This is a genomic window from Pantoea cypripedii (genome assembly GCF_002095535.1).
Classification (GTDB): domain Bacteria; phylum Pseudomonadota; class Gammaproteobacteria; order Enterobacterales; family Enterobacteriaceae; genus Pantoea; species Pantoea cypripedii.
In genome coordinates this window covers 2,929,661-2,947,719 of sequence record NZ_MLJI01000001.1, presented here as the reverse complement: position 1 = coordinate 2,947,719, position 18,059 = coordinate 2,929,661, and the positions used below count along the sequence as shown (strand labels likewise).

Sequence of the window (18,059 nt, the reverse complement as noted above, 5' to 3'; positions counted from 1 at the left end):
AGAATTGTCTCTTTTTACAGCAAAAAGCATTGTTATGTGTCCTGGATCAAGAAAATAGCCCTGAAAAGGACAAGGAAATCCGGTTAATTCCTGTCAAAATATGATTGTTAAATGCACGATCCATGCATGTGAATACCCGCTACACTGAAAGTAACCTCACAAACTGAAGCGATTTAGCTGGCGCAACGGGCCTTGTATGTTAATAATATGCTGCGGATGTAAAATAATGTTTGGATACTTTTGTCAAAGTTGACAAAAGGTTATAGAAAGGAGTAAAAAACCCCATAAAATTGCTGCTTAATTGCTAATGACAGCAAAGTTTATAAGGTTTTTTATCCTTCCCTTGAATCGATGTGGTGCGTTTGCTGCGAATGTGCAGGATGCCATCGCCACTTTTGATGAGTAAGCAAAGAGTATGTCAACAACCACAGAAGTGATCGCTCATCACTGGGCATTTATTGTTTTCATTGTTCTCGCGTTCGGTCTTTGCGCCTTTATGTTGACCGGTGGCTGGTTGTTAGGTGGTCGTGCCCGCGCGCGTTACAAGAACACCCCGTTTGAATCGGGTATCGACTCGGTCGGTGACACCCATATTCGCCTCTCTGCAAAATTCTATCTGGTTGCGATGTTCTTCGTAATTTTCGACGTCGAAGCCCTCTTTTTATACGCATGGTCGACTTCCATCCGCGAAAGCGGCTGGGTCGGCTTTGTCGAAGCCGCAATTTTCATTTTGGTGCTACTGGCAGGCCTGGTTTACCTGGTTCGCATCGGTGCGCTGGATTGGGCACCGGCGCGTCGTCGCGTGGTGGTCAAGTCAAGCCCGGTCAGTCACAGCCACACCAATCCTCAAAAGCAGTAAAAGCGAGGCAATAAGATGGACTACACGCTGACACGCGTAGACCCGAATGGGGGCGATAACGATCGCTATCCGCTGCAAAAACAGGAGATCGTCGCCGATCCACTGGAGCAGCATGTTCACCGCAGCGTCTATATGGGCAAACTCGAAAATGCCCTGCACGACATGGTGAACTGGGGTCGTAAAAACTCTCTCTGGCCGTACAACTTCGGCCTTTCCTGTTGCTACGTGGAGATGACCACGTCATTCACTGCGGTGCATGACGTAGCGCGTTTCGGTGCGGAAGTTATGCGTGCCTCACCGCGTCAGGCTGACTTCATGGTGATTGCCGGGACGCCGTTTACCAAAATGGCCCCGGTGATTCAGCGTCTGTATGACCAGATGCTCGAACCCAAATGGGTCATCTCGATGGGTGCCTGTGCCAACTCCGGCGGCATGTATGACATCTATTCAGTGGTGCAGGGTGTGGATAAATTCCTGCCAGTGGATGTGTATATCCCAGGTTGTCCGCCGCGTCCGGAAGCTTATATGCAGGCGCTGCTGCTGTTACGCGAATCCATCGGCAAAGAGCGTCGTCCGCTCTCGTGGGTGGTGGGTGATCAGGGCGTTTATCGCGCGAATATGCAATCAGAACGCGAAAGAAAACGCGGTGACCGTATCGCCGTCACCAACCTGAGAACACCCGACGAAGTTTAAGCTACCCGTACACGGATGGAGCCACGGCCACAGCAGAACACCACAATTTAATGTGTGCCGCCATCCTGACGCCTTCTTTTGAGTGCCTGATAACAGGCCGGAATGGTGAGTAACGTATGACAGATTTAACCACGCAAGATCTCGCTCAGCCTGCATGGCAAACCCGGGATCACCTGGACGACCCGGTGATCGGCGAGCTGCGTAACCGTTTTGGGCCGGATGCCTTTACCGTTCAGGCCACCCGTACCGGTATTCCGGTCGTGTGGGTGAAGCGTGAACAATTGCTGGAAATTGTCGAATTCCTGCGCAAACTGCCGAAACCTTACGTCATGCTGTATGATTTGCATGGTATGGACGAGCGTTTACGTACCAACCGCGCGGGCTTGCCTGCCGCGGATTTTTCCGTTTTCTATCATCTGCTATCGATTGAACGCAATCGCGACATCATGCTCAAGGTCGCGTTGTCTGAAAACGATATGCGTCTGCCGACCATCACCAAAATTTTTGCCAATGCCAACTGGTATGAGCGCGAAACCTGGGAAATGTTTGGCATGACCTTTGATGGTCACCCGCATCTGACGCGCATCATGATGCCGCAGACATGGGAAGGGCATCCGCTGCGCAAGGATTATCCGGCGCGTGCGACCGAATTTGATCCCTTCACGCTGACCAAACAAAAAGAAGACCTCGAAATGGAGTCGCTGACCTTCAAACCCGAAGACTGGGGTATGAAGCGCAGCACCGCCAACGAGGACTTTATGTTCCTGAACCTCGGTCCGAACCACCCGTCTGCGCACGGTGCGTTCCGTATCATTCTGCAACTGGATGGCGAAGAGATCGTCGACTGCGTGCCGGATGTCGGTTATCACCACCGTGGTGCCGAGAAGATGGGTGAGCGCCAGTCCTGGCACAGCTATATTCCGTATACCGACCGTATCGAGTATCTCGGTGGTTGCGTTAATGAAATGCCTTATGTGCTGGCGGTGGAAAAACTGGCGGGTATCACCGTACCGGATCGCGTCAATGTGATTCGCGTGATGTTGTCGGAATTGTTCCGCATCAACAGCCATCTGCTGTACATCTCTACCTTTATTCAGGACGTCGGTGCGATGACGCCGGTGTTCTTCGCCTTTACCGATCGCCAGAAAATCTATGACGTGGTTGAAGCCATCACCGGTTTCCGTATGCACCCGGCATGGTTCCGTATTGGTGGGGTGGCGCACGATCTGCCGAAAGGCTGGGAACGTCTGCTGCGTGAATTCCTCGACTGGATGCCAAAACGTCTGAAAGAGTACGACAAAGCAGCGCTGCGCAACCGCGTGCTGATGGGCCGTTCTCAGGGCGTTGCCGCGTACAACATGGACGAAGCACTGGCGTGGGGCACCACCGGTGCCGGTCTGCGCGCCACGGGTCTTGATTTTGACGTGCGTAAATGGCGTCCGTATTCAGGTTACGAGAATTTCGATTTCGAAATTCCAGTCGGTGCCGGGATCAGCGATGCCTACACCCGCGTGATGCTGAAAATGGAAGAGATGTGGCAGTCGCTGCGTATTCTGGAGCAGTGCCTGAAAAACATGCCGGAAGGGCCGTTCAAAGCGGATCACCCGCTGACCACGCCGCCGCCAAAAGAGCGCACGCTGCAACACATCGAAACCCTGATTACTCACTTCCTGCAGGTTTCCTGGGGTCCGGTAATGCCGGCCAACGAATCCTTCCAGATGATCGAGGCGACCAAAGGGATCAACAGTTACTACCTGACCAGCGATGGCAGCACCATGAGCTACCGCACCCGCGTGCGTACGCCAAGCTTCCCGCATCTGCAACAGATCCCTTCGGTGATCCGTGGCAGCCTGGTATCCGATCTGATCGTTTACCTCGGTAGTATCGATTTTGTTATGTCAGACGTGGACCGCTAATTATGCACGATCAAAAAATTGCCATCCAAACGATCGACCCTAATGAGGTCTTTGTGCTGAGCGAGGCAGAACACCACGCGATTGAGCACGAAAAACACCATTACGAAGATGCGCGTGCCGCTTCCATCGAAGCGCTGAAGATCGTGCAGAAACAGCGTGGCTGGGTGCCTGACGGCGCGATCAACGCCATTGCCGAGGTGCTGGGTATTCCGGCCAGTGACGTCGAAGGTGTGGCGACATTCTATAGCCAGATCTATCGCCAGCCGGTCGGGCGTCATGTAATTCGCTACTGCGACAGCGTGGTGTGCCATATCACCGGTTATCAGGGAATTCAGGCCGCGTTAGAACAAAACCTGCACATCAAACCGGGCCAGACGACGCCGGATGGCCGCTTCACGCTGCTGCCAACCTGCTGCCTGGGTAACTGCGACAAAGGCCCGACCATGATGGTGGATGAAGATACCCACGTTCATCTGACGCCGGAAGGTATTGCCAATTTACTGGAGCAGTATCAATGACCATTAAACAGATCATTCGTACTGCGGAAACGCATCCACTGACCTGGCGCCTGCGCGATGACAAACAGCCGGTATGGATTGACGAATATCGCAGCAAAAACGGTTACGTTGGCGCGGAAAAAGCGCTGAAAGGCATGAGCCAGGACGAAATCGTCGCGGCGGTGAAAGACTCCGGTCTGAAAGGTCGTGGTGGTGCAGGCTTTAACACCGGCCTGAAATGGAGCCTGATGCCGAAAGACGAATCCATGAACATCCGTTACCTGCTGTGTAACGCCGATGAGATGGAGCCGGGCACCTATAAAGACCGCCTGCTGATGGAGCAACTGCCGCACCAACTGGTGGAAGGGATGCTGATCAGCGCCTTTGCACTGAAAGCCTACCGTGGCTACATCTTCCTGCGCGGTGAATATATCGAGGCAGCGGTGCATCTGCGCAAAGCGATCGCCGAAGCCACCGAAGCCGGTTTTCTCGGCAAGAACATTCTCGGCACCGGTTTTGATTTCGAGCTGATCGTGCATACCGGGGCGGGTCGCTACATTTGTGGTGAAGAAACCGCGTTAATTAACTCACTGGAAGGGCGTCGCGCTAACCCGCGTTCCAAGCCACCGTTCCCGGCCAGTGCCGGTGTCTGGGGCAAGCCGACCTGTGTTAACAACGTTGAGACCCTGTCGAACGTACCGGCCATCTTCCTCAATGGGGTGGAGTGGTACAAGAACATCTCTAAAAGTGACGATACCGGCACCAAAATGATGGGCTTCTCGGGTCGCGTGAAAAACCCTGGTGTCTGGGAGCTGCCGTTCGGTATTACCGCGCGCGAGATCCTGGAAGATTATGCCGGTGGCATGCGCGATGGTCTGAAGTTCAAAGCCTGGCAACCAGGCGGCGCAGGCACTGACTTCCTCACCGATCAACACCTCGACCTGCCGATGGAATTTGCCAGCATTGGTAAAGCCGGTAGCCGTCTGGGTACCGCGCTGGCGATGGCGGTTGACCATGAGATCAACATGGTGTCGCTGGTGCGTAATCTGGAAGAGTTCTTTGCCCGTGAATCCTGCGGCTGGTGTACGCCATGCCGTGATGGACTGCCGTGGAGCGTGAAGATCCTGCGTGCGCTGGAACAGAAGCAAGGCCAGCCGGGTGATATCGAAACCCTGCAACAGCTTTGTCGTCAGCTTGGCCCAGGTAAAACCTTCTGTGCCCATGCGCCTGGCGCGGTAGAGCCATTGCAGAGTGCCATTAAATATTTCCGTGAAGAGTTTGAAGCCGGCATTGCGCCGCAGGTGTTTGGCAATACCCGCGCCATCGGCGGTATCCAGCCGAACCTGCTGAAAGCGCGCTGGTAATCAGCCGCCGTACACGGATTACCCGGCGCGATGACATCGTGCGGGGAAAGAAATAGATGTTTAACGCTCGTCCCCGGACGGGCCTTACGGAAGCATATTCACTATGGCTACTATCCATGTAGACGGTAAAGAGTATGAAGTGAACGGGTCGGACAACCTGCTACAGGCTTGTCTGTCTCTGGGCCTTGATATTCCTTATTTTTGCTGGCATCCGGCGCTGGGAAGCGTGGGTGCCTGTCGCCAGTGCGCGGTAAAGCAATTCCAGAATGCCGAAGATACCCGCGGTCGCCTTGTCATGTCATGCATGACGCCCGCATCGGACGGCACCTTTATTTCCATCGACGATGGCGAAGCGAAAGAGTTTCGTGAAAGCGTGGTGGAATGGCTGATGACCAACCACCCGCATGACTGTCCGGTGTGCGAAGAGGGCGGTAACTGCCATCTGCAGGATATGACGGTAATGACGGGCCACAGCTTCCGTCGCTATCGTTTCACCAAACGTACTCACCAGAATCAGGACCTCGGCCCGTTCATTTCTCATGAAATGAACCGCTGCATCGCCTGTTATCGCTGCGTGCGTTACTACAAAGATTACGCCGATGGCACCGACCTCGGCGTGTATGGCGCGCATGACAACGTCTACTTTGGTCGTCCGGAAGATGGCACGCTGGAAAGCGAATTCTCCGGTAACCTGGTAGAAATCTGTCCGACCGGGGTCTTCACCGATAAAACCCACTCCGAGCGTTATAACCGTAAGTGGGATATGCAGTTTGCTCCGAGCATCTGCCAGCAATGCAGCGTCGGTTGTAACACCAGCCCCGGTGAGCGTTACGGCGAATTACGTCGTATCGAAAACCGTTATAACGGCACGGTAAACCATTACTTCCTGTGTGACCGTGGTCGCTTTGGTTACGGTTACGTCAACCTGAAAGACCGTCCGCGCCATCCGGTACAGCTGCGTGGCAATGACTGGGTCACTCTGAATGCCGAGCAGGCGGTGAACGCAGCGGCAGATGTGTTGCGTCAGGCAAAAAAAGTCATCGGGATTGGCTCTCCGCGTGCCAGCATCGAAAGTAACTTTGCCCTGCGCGAGCTGGTGGGAGCAGAAAACTTCTCCACCGGTATGCCAGCAGGTGAGCAGGCGCGTCTTGAGCTGATGCTCAAAGTGCTGCGCGAAGGCGGTATCTATACCCCGTCACTGCGTGAGATTGAAAGCTACGATGCGGTGCTGGTGCTGGGCGAAGATCTGACTCAGGTTGGCGCGCGCGTGGCACTGTCCGTGCGTCAGGCGGTGAAGGGTAAAGCACGCGAAATGGCCGCAGCGCAAAAAGTGGCTGACTGGCAAATCGCGGCGATCCTCAACATCGGACAACACGCTAAACACCCGTTGTTCGTGACCAACGTCGATGAAACCCGTCTGGATGATATCGCCGCGTGGAGCTATCGCGCTCCGGTGGAAGATCAGGCGCGTCTCGGTTTTGCCATCGCGCATGCGCTGGATGAAAGCGCGCCAGCGGTCGGCGATTTTGACAAGACGCTGAACGGTAAGCTGGATGTGGTGGTGCAGGCGCTGACCGGGGCGAAAAAGCCGCTGATCATCTCCGGTACTCACTCTGGCAGCACCGCAATGATTGAAGCGGCCGCCAACGTGGCTAAAGCGCTGAAAGCGCGCGGTGCGGATGTCGGCATCACCCTGCTGGCGTCAGCGGCTAACAGCATCGGTCTTGGCTTGATGGGCGGTGCATCGCTGGATAGCGCCCTGGCGCAACTGAGCAACGGCGAAGCCGATACGCTGGTGGTGCTGGAAAACGATCTGTATCGCCACGCGCCGAAGGCGACGGTGGACGCGGCACTGGCGCAGGCTGCCAACGTGATTGTTGTTGATCATCAGCGCACCGCCACGCTGGAAAAAGCCAATCTGGTGTTCTCCACAGCCAGCTTTGCTGAAAGCGACGGTACCTCGATCAACCATGAAGGTCGCGCTCAGCGCTTCTTCCAGGTTTACGATCCGGCTTACTACGACAACAGCGTGGTGATGCTGGAAAGCTGGCGCTGGCTGCATTCGCTGCACAGTACCGTGGAAAGTCGCCAGATTGACTGGACGCTGCTCGACCATGTGATTGATGCCGCCGTCGCGGCGCTGCCGCAGTTGAAAGGCATCAAAGAGGCGGCACCGGATGCCAGCTTCCGTATTCGTGGTCAGAAACTGGCGCGTTCCCCGCATCGTTACAGTGGCCGTACTGCGGCGCGCGCCAATATCAGCGTGCACGAACCGCGTCAGCCACAGGATAAAGACACCATGTTTGCCTTCTCAATGGAAGGGAACAACCAGCCGGGCGCAGCGCGTTCGCAGATTCCGTTTGCCTGGGCGCCAGGCTGGAACTCCCCGCAGGCATGGAACAAGTTCCAGGCTGAAGTGGGCGGTAAGCTACGCAATGGCGATCCGGGTGTGCGTCTGTTCGAGGCTGCGGAAGGTTCACTGCCGTGGTTCAGTGCCGTGCCGGAAAGTTTTGTCGGTGGCAGCCAGTGGCGTGTAGCCCCTTACTATCAGCTGTTCGGTAGTGAAGAGATGACCCAGCGTTCACCGGTGTTCCAGAAACGTATGTCTCCCGCCACGCTGGTGATCAACCCAGCCGACGCTGAGAAGCTCGGCGTGAACAACGGTGCGGCAGTGGAGCTGGTGTGTGCCGGTGAAACGCTGCGTCTGCCGGTGCGTTTCTCCGCGTCATTGCAGGCAGGGCAGGTCGGTCTGCCACTTGGTATGCCGGGTGTACCGCCGTTCCTCTCGGGTGCGCAAATTGACAAATTGCAGGAGGCCGCGCAATGAGCTGGCTGACACCGGACGTTATTGACATCCTGATTAGCATCGGCAAAGCCATCGTCATCCTGCTGGTGGTGGTGGGCTGTGGTGCCTTTATGAGCTTTGCCGAGCGTCGTCTGCTCGGCTTATGGCAGAACCGATACGGACCGAACCGCGTAGGTTGGGGCGGTTCGCTGCAATTGGCAGCGGACATGATCAAAATGTTCTTTAAAGAGGACTGGGTTCCGCCGTTTACCGACCGCTTCATCTTTACCCTTGCCCCGGTGATTGCGTTTGTATCGCTGCTGCTGGCCTTCGCGATTGTGCCGGTCACGCCGACCTGGATGGTGACCGACCTGAACATCGGTCTGCTGTTCTTCCTGATGATGGCGGGTCTGGCGGTGTACGCGGTGCTGTTTGCGGGTTGGTCGAGTAACAACAAATACTCGCTGCTGGGGGCGATGCGTGCTTCCGCGCAGACCCTGAGCTACGAAGTGTTCCTCGGTCTGTCGCTGATGGGCGTGGTAGCGCAGGCGGGGTCGTTCAATCTGAATGCCATCGTGGAAAGCCAGGCGCACCTGTGGAACATCATTCCGCAATTCTTTGGCTTCCTGACTTTCTGTATCGCAGGCGTTGCGGTGTGTCACCGTCATCCGTTTGACCAGCCGGAAGCCGAGCAGGAACTGGCCGATGGTTATCACATCGAATATGCCGGGATGAAGTTCGGTCTGTTCTTTGTTGGTGAATACGTGGCCATCACCACCGTGTCAGCGCTGATTGTGACGCTGTTCTTCGGTGGCTGGCAGGGACCGTTCCTGCCGCCGATCATCTGGTTTGCCATTAAGACCGCGTTCTTCATGGTGATGTTTATCCTGATTCGTGCTGCGCTTCCGCGTCCACGCTATGACCAGGTGCTGTCGTTCGGCTGGAAAGTGTGTCTGCCGTTGACGCTGTTGAACCTGCTGGCGACCGCCGCAGTGATTCTGTCTGCGCAGTAAGGGGTTTTGAGATGACTTTAAAAGATATTGTCGTTGGCTTCGGCACGACAGTGCGCAGTATCTGGATGATAGGCATGCATGCCTTCGCCAAACGCGAAACCCAGATGTACCCGGAAGAGCCGGTGTACCTGCCGCCGCGCTACCGTGGCCGTATCGTGCTGACGCGCGACCCGGACGGCCAGGAGCGTTGCGTTGCCTGTAACCTGTGTGCGGTAGCTTGTCCGGTAGGGTGTATTTCGCTGCAAAAAGCCGAAATGCAGGATGGCCGCTGGTATCCGGAATTTTTCCGCATCAACTTTTCACGCTGCATCTTCTGTGGCCTGTGCGAAGAAGCCTGTCCGACTACGGCTATCCAGCTGACCCCGGATTTCGAACTGGGTGAGTTTAAGCGTCAGGATTTGGTGTACGAAAAACAGGATCTGTTGATCTCCGGGCCGGGTAAATATCCGGAGTACAACTTCTACCGCATGGCGGGTATGGCGATTGACGGGAAAGGCAAAGGCGACGCGGAAAACGAAGCCAAACCAATCGACGTCAAAGGCTTGTTACCTTAAGGAGCCAGGTATGGAATTTGCGTTTTATCTTTGTGGACTGGTGGCGGTGCTGACGACGCTACGCGTCATCACTCACACCAACCCGGTACATGCGCTGCTGTACCTGATTGTTTCGCTGCTGTCGATTGCGGGTGTGTTCTTCTCGATGGGCGCTTACTTTGCCGGTGCGCTGGAAATCATCGTCTACGCCGGTGCCATTATGGTGCTGTTCGTGTTCGTGGTGATGATGCTGAACCTTGGCAAAACCCAGCAGGATCAGGAACGTGAGTGGCTGAAGCCGTCATTGTGGATTGGTCCGGGCATCGTCTCCTTGCTGCTGCTGGTGGTGATGATTTATGCCATTAGCACGGCACACGATCAGGGTATTGATGGCACCGTTATTGACGCCAAAGCGGTGGGTATCAGCCTGTTTGGTCCTTATGTTCTGGCTGTGGAGCTGGCGTCAATGCTGCTGCTGGCTGGCCTGGTTGTGGCCTTCCATATCGGACGTGAAGAGCGTCAGGGCGAAGTGTTAAGCAACCGTCCGGCAGAGGCGCAAGCGAAAAAAGAGGAGCACGCATGATCCCGTTACAACACGGCCTGATTCTGGCTGCTGTGCTGTTTGTTCTCGGCCTGACCTCACTGGTGCTGCGCCGTAACCTGCTGTTTATGCTGATTGGTCTGGAAATCATGATCAACGCCGCCGCACTGGCGCTGGTGGTGGCAGGCAGCTACTGGGGACAAGCGGACGGCCAGGTGATGTATATCCTGGCCATCAGCCTCGCAGCGGCGGAAGCCAGTATTGGTCTGGCGCTGCTGCTCCAGCTCTATCGTCGTCGTCAGACGCTGAACATTGATACTGTGAGCGAGATGCGCGGATGAATCTTCTCTACTTAACCGTTTTATTTCCGCTAATTGGCTTCGTGCTGTTGGCATTTTCCCGTGGTCGCTGGTCGGAGAACCTGTCTGCCGCTGTGGGGATGGGGTCAGTCGGTCTGGCTGCCCTGACCACCATTTTTGTCGGCATGGATTTCTTCAGCCAGGGGCAGCAGCCGTTTACGCAGGCGCTCTGGACCTGGATGAACGTCGGGCACTTCGACATCAAAGTCAACCTGGTGCTGGATGGCCTGTCGCTGACCATGTTGTCCGTGGTGACCGGGGTCGGCTTCTTCATCCACATGTTCGCTTCCTGGTACATGCGCGGTGAAGAGGGATACTCACGCTTCTTCGCGTACACCAACCTGTTTATCGCCAGCATGGTAGTTCTGGTACTGGCCGATAACCTGATGCTGATGTATCTCGGCTGGGAAGGGGTGGGGCTGTGTTCCTATCTGCTGATCGGTTTCTACTACAGCAACCCGGAAAATGGCAAAGCCGCGATGAAAGCCTTCATCATTACCCGCGTGGGTGATGTGTTCCTGGCTTTAGCCTTGTTCATCCTCTACAACGAACTGGGTACGCTGAACTTCCGCGAACTGATGGAACTGGCTCCGGCACACTTTGCGGCAGACAACCATATGTTGCAGTGGGCGACCCTGCTGTTACTGGGTGGTGCGGTGGGTAAATCAGCACAGCTGCCGTTGCAGACGTGGCTGGCGGATGCGATGGCCGGTCCGACGCCGGTTTCTGCACTGATCCACGCCGCAACCATGGTGACGGCGGGTGTCTATCTGATCGCCCGTACGCACGGCCTGTTCCTGCTGACGCCGGACGTGCTGCATCTGGTAGGCATCGTGGGTGCCATCACCCTGGTGCTGGCGGGTTTTGCCGCGCTGGTGCAGACCGATATCAAACGCGTACTGGCCTACTCGACCATGAGCCAGATTGGCTACATGTTCCTGGCGCTTGGCGTACAGGCGTGGGATGCGGCGATTTTCCACCTGATGACCCATGCGTTCTTTAAAGCGCTGCTGTTCCTCTCTTCAGGTTCGGTGATTCTGGCCTGCCATCACGAGCAGAACATCTTCAAAATGGGTGGCCTGCGTAAGAGCATCCCGCTGGTGTATGCCTGCTTCCTGGTGGGTGGTGCCGCACTGGCTGCGCTGCCGCTGATTACCGCAGGTTTCTACAGTAAGGATGAAATCCTGTTTGGTGCGCTGGCCAATGGCCACATCAATCTGATGGTTGCCGGTCTGGTCGGGGCGTTCCTGACCTCTATCTATACTTTCCGCATGATTTTCATCGTCTTCCACGGCGAAGAAAAAATTCATGCCCATGCCGGTAAAGGCATTACTCATCATCTGCCGCTGATTGTGCTGCTGGTGCTGTCGACCTTCATTGGTGCGCTGATTACTCCACCGCTGGCAGGTGTTCTGCCGCAGAACGAGTTTGGTGAAGGCGGCAAAGTGGGGCTGGAAATCACCTCTGGCGTGGTGGCTATCGTCGGTATCCTGATCGCTGCGGCGCTGTGGCTGGGCAAACGTCAACTGGTGACCCGCGTTGCCAACAGTGCGCCGGGCCGTTTCTTCGGCACCTGGTGGTTTGCGGCCTGGGGCTTCGATTGGCTGTACGACAAAGTGTTCGTTAAGCCATTCCTCGGCATTGCCTGGCTGTTGCACCGTGACCCGCTGAACTCGCTGATGAATCTGCCCGCGCTGATTTCACGCGTTGGCAACAAGGGGCTGGTGGTCAGCGAAAACGGCTATCTGCGCTGGTATGTGGCGTCCATGAGTGTCGGTGCTGTGGTCGTTCTGGCTCTGCTGCTGGTGGTTTAAAAAGATTGATGAGGGGGGTGAGGATGTTTTCTCACCCCAGTCGAGAAAGTAAAAATTGCCTGATAAAGGCAGAAAAAAGGGAAGTATGCCGTGTTATTACCTTGGCTGATAATAATCCCATTCGTTGGTGGGCTGCTGTGCTGGCTGGCTGAGCGTCTTGGCGCGAAGGTGCCGCGCTGGATCGCCCTGATCACTATGGGGCTGACGTTGGTGCTCTCTATGCAGCTGTGGTTGCAGGGAGGCTATTCACTGACGCAGGCGACAGGAATGCCGCAGTGGCAATCGGAATATTCGGTGCCGTGGATCCCGCGTTTCGGTATCCATTTCCACCTGGCGATTGATGGCCTGTCACTGCTGATGGTGGTGCTGACCGGTCTGCTCGGTCTGATGGCGGTACTCTGTTCCTGGAAAGAAATTGAGAAATATCAGGGCTTTTTCCACCTCAACCTGATGTGGATCCTCGGTGGTGTGATTGGCGTGTTCCTCTCCATCGACATGTTCCTGTTCTTCTTCTTCTGGGAAATGATGCTGGTGCCGATGTACTTCCTTATCGCGCTCTGGGGTCATAAAGCGTCGGACGGGAAAACCCGTATCACTGCCGCCACCAAGTTCTTTATTTATACCCAGGCATCGGGCCTGGTGATGCTGATTGCCATCCTGGCGCTGGTGTTTGTGCACTACAACGCCACCGGCGTGTGGACCTTCAGCTACGAAGAATTGCTGAAAACGCCGATGTCCCACACCGTGGAATATCTGCTGATGCTGGGCTTCTTTATCGCCTTCGCGGTAAAAATGCCGGTGGTACCGTTGCACGGCTGGTTGCCCGATGCGCACAGTCAGGCACCGACAGCCGGTTCGGTGGACCTCGCCGGGATTCTGCTGAAAACCGCAGCCTATGGTCTGCTGCGCTTCAGTCTGCCGCTGTTCCCGCATGCCTCGGCGGAGTTTGCACCGATTGCCATGTGGCTGGGCGTCATCGGTATCTTCTACGGTGCCTGGATGGCATTCGCACAGACCGATATCAAACGCCTGATCGCTTACACCTCTATCTCGCACATGGGCTTCGTACTGATTGCTATCTACACGGGCAGCCAGCTGGCGTTCCAGGGTGCGGTGATACAGATGATTGCGCACGGTCTGTCCGCCGCTGCGCTGTTCATCCTGTGTGGCCAGCTGTATGAACGTCTGCATACCCGTGATTTGCGTCAGATGGGTGGCTTGTGGTCACGCATTAAATGGATTCCGGGACTGTCGCTGTTCTTTGCGGTTGCCAATCTGGGGATGCCGGGCACCGGTAACTTTGCCGGGGAATTTATGATTCTTACCGGCAGTTTCCAGGTGGTGCCGGTAATTATCGTGATTGCCACTTTTGGTCTGGTATTCGCCTCGGTCTATTCGCTGGTGATGATGCAGCGCGCTTATTACGGTGAAGCAAAATCACAGACGCCGCTGCCAGGCATGTCACCGCGTGAGTTCATTATGATTATGGTTCTGGTGGTGCTGCTGGTTCTGCTCGGGGTGTATCCGCAGCCGATCCTCGACACTTCCCATGCTGCAATGAGCAACATTCAGCAGTGGTTTACCGCTTCAATTTCAACTACAAGGCCGTAATTCGCCATGACAATAACTCCTCAACAATTGATCGCGTTACTGCCGCTGTTGATCGTCGGATTGACGGTGGTGGTTGTGATGCTGTCCATTGCGTGGCGACGCAACCATTTTGTTAATGCCACGCTGACGGTCATTGGTCTTAACCTGGCGCTGCTTTCTCTGTGGTTTGTTGCCCATGTCGGGCCAATGGATGTCACGCCGATGCTGCGTGTCGATGGCTACTCCATCTTCTACACCGGGCTGGTGATGCTGGCGAGTCTCGCGACCTGCACCTTCGCTTACCCGTGGCTGGCCGGTTTCCCGGACAACAAAGATGAGTTCTATCTGCTGGTGCTGATTGCGGCGCTGGGCGGTATCGTGCTGGCCAGTGCCAACCATCTGGCGGCGCTGTTTATCGGTATCGAACTGCTGTCACTGCCGCTGTTTGGTTTGATTGGTTACGCTTTCCGCCAGAAACGTTCGCTGGAAGCGGCACTGAAATACACCATTCTGTCGGCAGCAGCGTCATCGTTCCTGCTGTTCGGTATTGCGCTGATTTACGCCGATTCCGGTAGCCTGAGCTTTGTTCAGCTGGGTAAAAGCCTGAACGACAGCATGATGCAGCAGCCGCTGTTGCTGGTTGGCCTCGGCATGATGATTATCGGTCTCGGCTTCAAACTGTCGCTGGTGCCGTTCCATCTGTGGACGCCGGATGTGTACCAGGGCGCACCTGCTCCGGTCTCAACCTTCCTGGCAACCGCCAGCAAAATCGCTATCTTCGGCGTGATCATGCGTCTGTTTATGTACGCGCCGGTGACTGACAGCGAAGCCGTCCGCACTGTGCTGGGTGTCATTGCCTTCGTCTCCATCCTGTTCGGTAACCTGATGGCGATATCGCAGAGCAACATCAAGCGTCTGCTGGGTTACTCCTCCATCGCCCACCTGGGTTACCTGCTGGTGGCACTGATTTCGGTGAAAACCCATCAGCTGTCACTGGAAACTGCCGGAGTGTATCTGGCTGGTTACCTGTTCAGCAGCCTGGGTGCCTTCGGTGTGGTCAGCCTGATGTCCAGCCCGTACCGTGGCCCGGATGCCGACACGCTGTACTCTTATCGTGGCCTGTTCTGGCACCGTCCGATTCTGTCAGCAGTGATGACTATCATGATGCTGTCGCTGGCCGGTATCCCGATGACGCTGGGCTTTATCGGTAAGTTCTACGTCATCGCTTCGGGTGTGAATGCGCACCTGTGGTGGCTGACCGGCGCGGTGGTGGCGGGTAGCGCCATCGGTCTTTACTACTACCTGCGTGTAACGGTGAGTCTGTACCTCAGCCCGCCGGAACTGCATACGCGCGATCGTGATACCCCGGCCAACTGGGCCTTCACGGCCGGTGGGGTGGTGGTACTGATTTCCGCCATTCTGGTCCTGCTGTTGGGTGTCTATCCGCAGCCGCTGATCTCGCTGGTGCAAATGGCACAGCCGCTGATGTAAGCATGATACGTTACTGACAAATCAGGCCCCCGGGCCTGATTTTTTTTGCCTGTTATCTCAGACAACCTCGCCACCGGTTGCTAACTTTTAAGTCATGCTCCTCCCGTTGCGCTGAGGTTATGTGATTAAGTTGATCTTTCTGCTGACCGGTGCCCAGGTGATCCGTCGGCGCTGGTATTGGCTGGCTTTAGCTGGCATGGCGTTGCTGCTGTTAGCGGCGTTGATCCTCTACGATATTGCCAGTGACGGCTTGCTTTCAGTTCCGCTGGATATGCTCGCGATATTTTTTATCATTGAAGGCATGGTGCAGATGACACTGGCCTTTATTCGCGAAATGCGTGTTGACGGGTTGACCCTGCTCAAGGCGCTGGGCTTGTGGTTCATTGGCTTTCTGATTCTCAATATTCCTCAGGATAACAATGATGTATCGGCAGTGCTGTTTGGCATTGCGTTTATGGTTGATGGTTTGTTCCGCTTTGTGGCGGCTATCGTGTTGCGGGGGTGGCGCTGGAAGAAGCAATGCGTTACCGGCGTGGTGGAATGGATTATCAGCATTCTGATCATCAGTGACTGGCCGTTTCATCATCACATCGCCGTGCCACTGTGTTTCGCGTTGCTATTGCTGAGTATCGGTACCACGCTGCTACAGATGGCCCGTCAGGCGAACCTGCTGACGGCCAACAGCACGGTGACGACGTTACCGTTATTCAAAGTGGGCGGGTTGCGGCAATGGCACAGCAGCCAGTATGTGCATCCGCCGTTTCCGCATCGCCCGCCTGCCCGGATACTTAAGGTCTATGTCTGGACCCCATTAGGGTCGATCAGGCTGCGCGAGAGTTACCAACTGATCAATCGTTATATCGCTGCGGTCGATCAACATGGGGTGATTTCGACCGGACACGCTTCGCTTGCTGTCGGAGAGGATCTGTATATCAGCCACTATCCGCTCGACGATATTGATCGCGATAGCAGTAACTTCCGTGCTGTGTTGCGCTCGGGGGAGCATAACGATGTCGCGGGGCGTTTCCTGGCCTCTCTGTCACTGGAGGTGGCCGACTGGTGTCAGCCCGATAAACAGATCCTGTTTTCGCATTACAATTTTAAGGCCTTGCAAAACTTCTGGCACAGCTACCGGCTGGACAGCACCTACAACCTGACAGCGCGCAATTGTTCATCTGCGGTGATCCAGGCGCTGGATGTGGCAATTGAGGGGATTCTGGCCCGGCAGCCGTATGCTGGCTTACGTCTGCTGGCTGACCCTAATTTTTGGCTATTAGGCGTGGTACGCGGCAGGGCAGAGGAGATGGCCTGGACACCAGGCCTGGTGCTGGATTATGTACGCCTGCTCAAGCGGGTGATTGAACCGCAACCCATCAGGCTATGGCCCGTACGCCTGTGGCAGAGTTTGCGCTTACGTCATACCTTGTGGCAGCAGAAGCGGACGCCTTCGCGCAGCGTGGTTAAATGACGCGTAACCGCATAATGATCCTCATCGCCATTACCATCTTTGGTTTGACCTACGGCTTAAGTGCGCCATTGATTGCGCTGCGGTTATCAAAGGCGGGATACGGTGAAACGCAAATCGGCATCAACGCAGCAATGCATGCGCTGGGCGTGCTGCTTATCGCGCCAGCATTGCCCGCTCTCATCCGTCGTTTTGCGCCGAAATTTTTACTCACCGTGTCGCTGCTGGTCACGGTGTTGTTGTTGACCCTTTTTCCTGTGCTGCCGCTTAGCAGCAGCTTCGTGCTGCGGCTGTTACTGGGGATGGCCTCAGAAGTGATTCTGGTGGTGACGGAAACCTGGCTGAATCAACAAGCTGCGGAGCATAACCGGGCAAAAATGCTGGCAACTTACACCGCGATGCTGTCAGCAGGATTCGCGCTCGGTCCTTTTATTCTGACGTTACAGGGCAGTGGTGACGGCGCATTTATCACTGGCGCGGCCTTATCTGCCTTTGCGGTGTTGACGTTATGCGCCAGCGGCAAACTGCGATTCAGCGCGGAAGAGGGAACACCACGAAAACTGTCGCGCTGGCTGCGCTTGTTACCTCTGGCGCTGGCGGCCACCCTCCTCAATGCGGCGCTGGAAGCCGCAGGAATGAATCTGCTGGCGCTGTACGCCATCAATCTTGGCTGGTCTGAAGGGCAGGCGACATCGTTGATCACCATTTTAATGGTCGGGGCAATCCTGTTGCAGCTCCCGATCGGCTGGCTGGCCGATCGCATGGATCGTCATCACTTAATTGTCTGGCTGGCGGCGTTATCCACCCTCGGGGCGCTGGCCTGGCCGTTCGCGCTGCAATCGCTATGGCTGGCGCGGTTGCTGCTGTTTTGCTGGGGTGGGGTATTTGTCGGTATTTACACGGTTATCATCACCCTGGTGGGGCAGCGTTTTCAGGGTTCGGAACTGGCGGCGGCCTATGCCGCGTTATCAGTGGCCTGGGGAATTGGCGCCTTTATTGGCCCGGCATTGGGTGGGCTGGCGATGTCGCTGACGCTGCACGGTCTGCCGTGGCTGGCGGCGTTGTTGTGTGCTTTTTTTACCGGTTTTGCGCTACAACAACGGCGTACGTGAGGTAAATTAACTGCCTAACAAGGAGGC

Annotated in this window: 15 protein-coding genes; all 15 read left to right on the top strand. The window is 55.8% G+C overall.

Annotated features, from left to right (window positions below; genetic code table 11):
- Nucleotides 1–415: 415 nt before the first annotated feature.
- The 15 genes from HA50_RS13530 to HA50_RS13460 all read left to right on the top strand — a co-directional run bounded on the left by HA50_RS13530 (nucleotide 416) and on the right by HA50_RS13460 (nucleotide 18,032).
- A complete protein-coding gene (locus tag HA50_RS13530; RefSeq protein ID WP_084876121.1) occupies nucleotides 416–859 on the top strand; it encodes an NADH-quinone oxidoreductase subunit A in 444 nt (147 codons plus the stop codon).
- A gap of 15 nt (nucleotides 860–874) precedes the next feature.
- Nucleotides 875–1,552 carry a NuoB/complex I 20 kDa subunit family protein gene (locus tag HA50_RS13525; protein WP_084876120.1) on the top strand — a complete coding sequence of 226 codons (678 nt, stop codon included), beginning with the start codon at nucleotides 875–877 and terminating at the stop codon, nucleotides 1,550–1,552.
- 116 nt (nucleotides 1,553–1,668) lie between these two features.
- On the top strand, nucleotides 1,669–3,468 hold the full coding sequence (gene nuoC, locus HA50_RS13520) for an NADH-quinone oxidoreductase subunit C/D (protein ID WP_084876119.1): 1,800 nt from the start codon (nucleotides 1,669–1,671) through the stop codon (nucleotides 3,466–3,468).
- 2 nt (nucleotides 3,469–3,470) lie between these two features.
- Complete coding sequence (gene nuoE / locus HA50_RS13515) at nucleotides 3,471–3,986, top strand: NADH-quinone oxidoreductase subunit NuoE (RefSeq protein ID WP_084876118.1); 516 nt, start codon at nucleotides 3,471–3,473, stop codon at nucleotides 3,984–3,986.
- Between the two features lie 2 nt (nucleotides 3,987–3,988).
- Nucleotides 3,989–5,329 carry an NADH-quinone oxidoreductase subunit NuoF gene (nuoF, locus tag HA50_RS13510; protein ID WP_208617319.1) on the top strand — a complete coding sequence of 447 codons (1,341 nt, stop codon included), beginning with the start codon at nucleotides 3,989–3,991 and terminating at the stop codon, nucleotides 5,327–5,329.
- Nucleotides 5,330–5,432: 103 nt separating this feature from the next.
- A complete protein-coding gene (gene nuoG / locus HA50_RS13505; protein ID WP_084876116.1) occupies nucleotides 5,433–8,156 on the top strand; it encodes an NADH-quinone oxidoreductase subunit NuoG in 2,724 nt (907 codons plus the stop codon).
- Nucleotides 8,153–9,127, top strand: a complete 975-nt coding sequence (gene nuoH / locus HA50_RS13500; RefSeq protein WP_084876115.1) for an NADH-quinone oxidoreductase subunit NuoH — start codon at nucleotides 8,153–8,155, stop codon at nucleotides 9,125–9,127. Before nuoG ends, nuoH begins: the two co-directional genes overlap by 4 nt.
- Before the next feature lie 11 nt (nucleotides 9,128–9,138).
- Entirely contained in the window at nucleotides 9,139–9,681 is a 543-nt protein-coding gene (gene nuoI / locus HA50_RS13495) for an NADH-quinone oxidoreductase subunit NuoI (RefSeq protein ID WP_084876114.1), read from the top strand.
- 10 nt (nucleotides 9,682–9,691) lie between these two features.
- On the top strand, nucleotides 9,692–10,243 hold the full coding sequence (gene nuoJ / locus HA50_RS13490) for an NADH-quinone oxidoreductase subunit J (protein ID WP_084876113.1): 552 nt from the start codon (nucleotides 9,692–9,694) through the stop codon (nucleotides 10,241–10,243).
- Complete coding sequence (gene nuoK, locus HA50_RS13485) at nucleotides 10,240–10,542, top strand: NADH-quinone oxidoreductase subunit NuoK (RefSeq protein ID WP_013509877.1); 303 nt, start codon at nucleotides 10,240–10,242, stop codon at nucleotides 10,540–10,542. The genes nuoJ and nuoK overlap by 4 nt, the downstream gene beginning before the upstream one ends.
- Complete coding sequence (gene nuoL, locus HA50_RS13480; RefSeq protein WP_084876112.1) at nucleotides 10,539–12,374, top strand: NADH-quinone oxidoreductase subunit L; 1,836 nt, start codon at nucleotides 10,539–10,541, stop codon at nucleotides 12,372–12,374. Before nuoK ends, nuoL begins: the two co-directional genes overlap by 4 nt.
- A gap of 90 nt (nucleotides 12,375–12,464) precedes the next feature.
- Nucleotides 12,465–13,985, top strand: coding sequence for an NADH-quinone oxidoreductase subunit M (gene nuoM, locus HA50_RS13475; protein WP_084876111.1), 1,521 nt, complete (start codon nucleotides 12,465–12,467; stop codon nucleotides 13,983–13,985).
- A 6-nt stretch (nucleotides 13,986–13,991) separates the two neighbouring features.
- On the top strand, nucleotides 13,992–15,455 hold the full coding sequence (gene nuoN, locus HA50_RS13470) for an NADH-quinone oxidoreductase subunit NuoN (RefSeq protein WP_084876110.1): 1,464 nt from the start codon (nucleotides 13,992–13,994) through the stop codon (nucleotides 15,453–15,455).
- 121 nt (nucleotides 15,456–15,576) lie between these two features.
- A complete protein-coding gene (locus HA50_RS13465) occupies nucleotides 15,577–16,923 on the top strand; it encodes an HdeD family acid-resistance protein (protein WP_084876109.1) in 1,347 nt (448 codons plus the stop codon).
- Nucleotides 16,920–18,032: an MFS transporter gene (locus HA50_RS13460; RefSeq protein ID WP_084876108.1), complete on the top strand. Its 1,113-nt coding sequence runs from the start codon at nucleotides 16,920–16,922 to the stop codon at nucleotides 18,030–18,032. Before HA50_RS13465 ends, HA50_RS13460 begins: the two co-directional genes overlap by 4 nt.
- Nucleotides 18,033–18,059 lie beyond the last annotated feature (27 nt).

Bases quoted from the DNA above. Each gene is read 5' to 3' on its own strand.
- nuoG (WP_084876116.1), top strand. From the start codon at position 5,433: ATGGCTACTATCCATGTAGACGGTAAAGAGTATGAAGTGAACGGGTCG.
- HA50_RS13525 (WP_084876120.1), top strand. From the start codon at position 875: ATGGACTACACGCTGACACGCGTAGACCCGAATGGGGGCGATAACGAT.
- nuoN (WP_084876110.1), top strand. From the start codon at position 13,992: ATGACAATAACTCCTCAACAATTGATCGCGTTACTGCCGCTGTTGATC.
- nuoE (WP_084876118.1), top strand. From the start codon at position 3,471: ATGCACGATCAAAAAATTGCCATCCAAACGATCGACCCTAATGAGGTC.
- nuoK (WP_013509877.1), top strand. From the start codon at position 10,240: ATGATCCCGTTACAACACGGCCTGATTCTGGCTGCTGTGCTGTTTGTT.
- nuoH (WP_084876115.1), top strand. From the start codon at position 8,153: ATGAGCTGGCTGACACCGGACGTTATTGACATCCTGATTAGCATCGGC.
- HA50_RS13460 (WP_084876108.1), top strand. From the start codon at position 16,920: ATGACGCGTAACCGCATAATGATCCTCATCGCCATTACCATCTTTGGT.
- nuoL (WP_084876112.1), top strand. From the start codon at position 10,539: ATGAATCTTCTCTACTTAACCGTTTTATTTCCGCTAATTGGCTTCGTG.
- nuoI (WP_084876114.1), top strand. From the start codon at position 9,139: ATGACTTTAAAAGATATTGTCGTTGGCTTCGGCACGACAGTGCGCAGT.
- nuoJ (WP_084876113.1), top strand. From the start codon at position 9,692: ATGGAATTTGCGTTTTATCTTTGTGGACTGGTGGCGGTGCTGACGACG.
- nuoC (WP_084876119.1), top strand. From the start codon at position 1,669: ATGACAGATTTAACCACGCAAGATCTCGCTCAGCCTGCATGGCAAACC.
- HA50_RS13530 (WP_084876121.1), top strand. From the start codon at position 416: ATGTCAACAACCACAGAAGTGATCGCTCATCACTGGGCATTTATTGTT.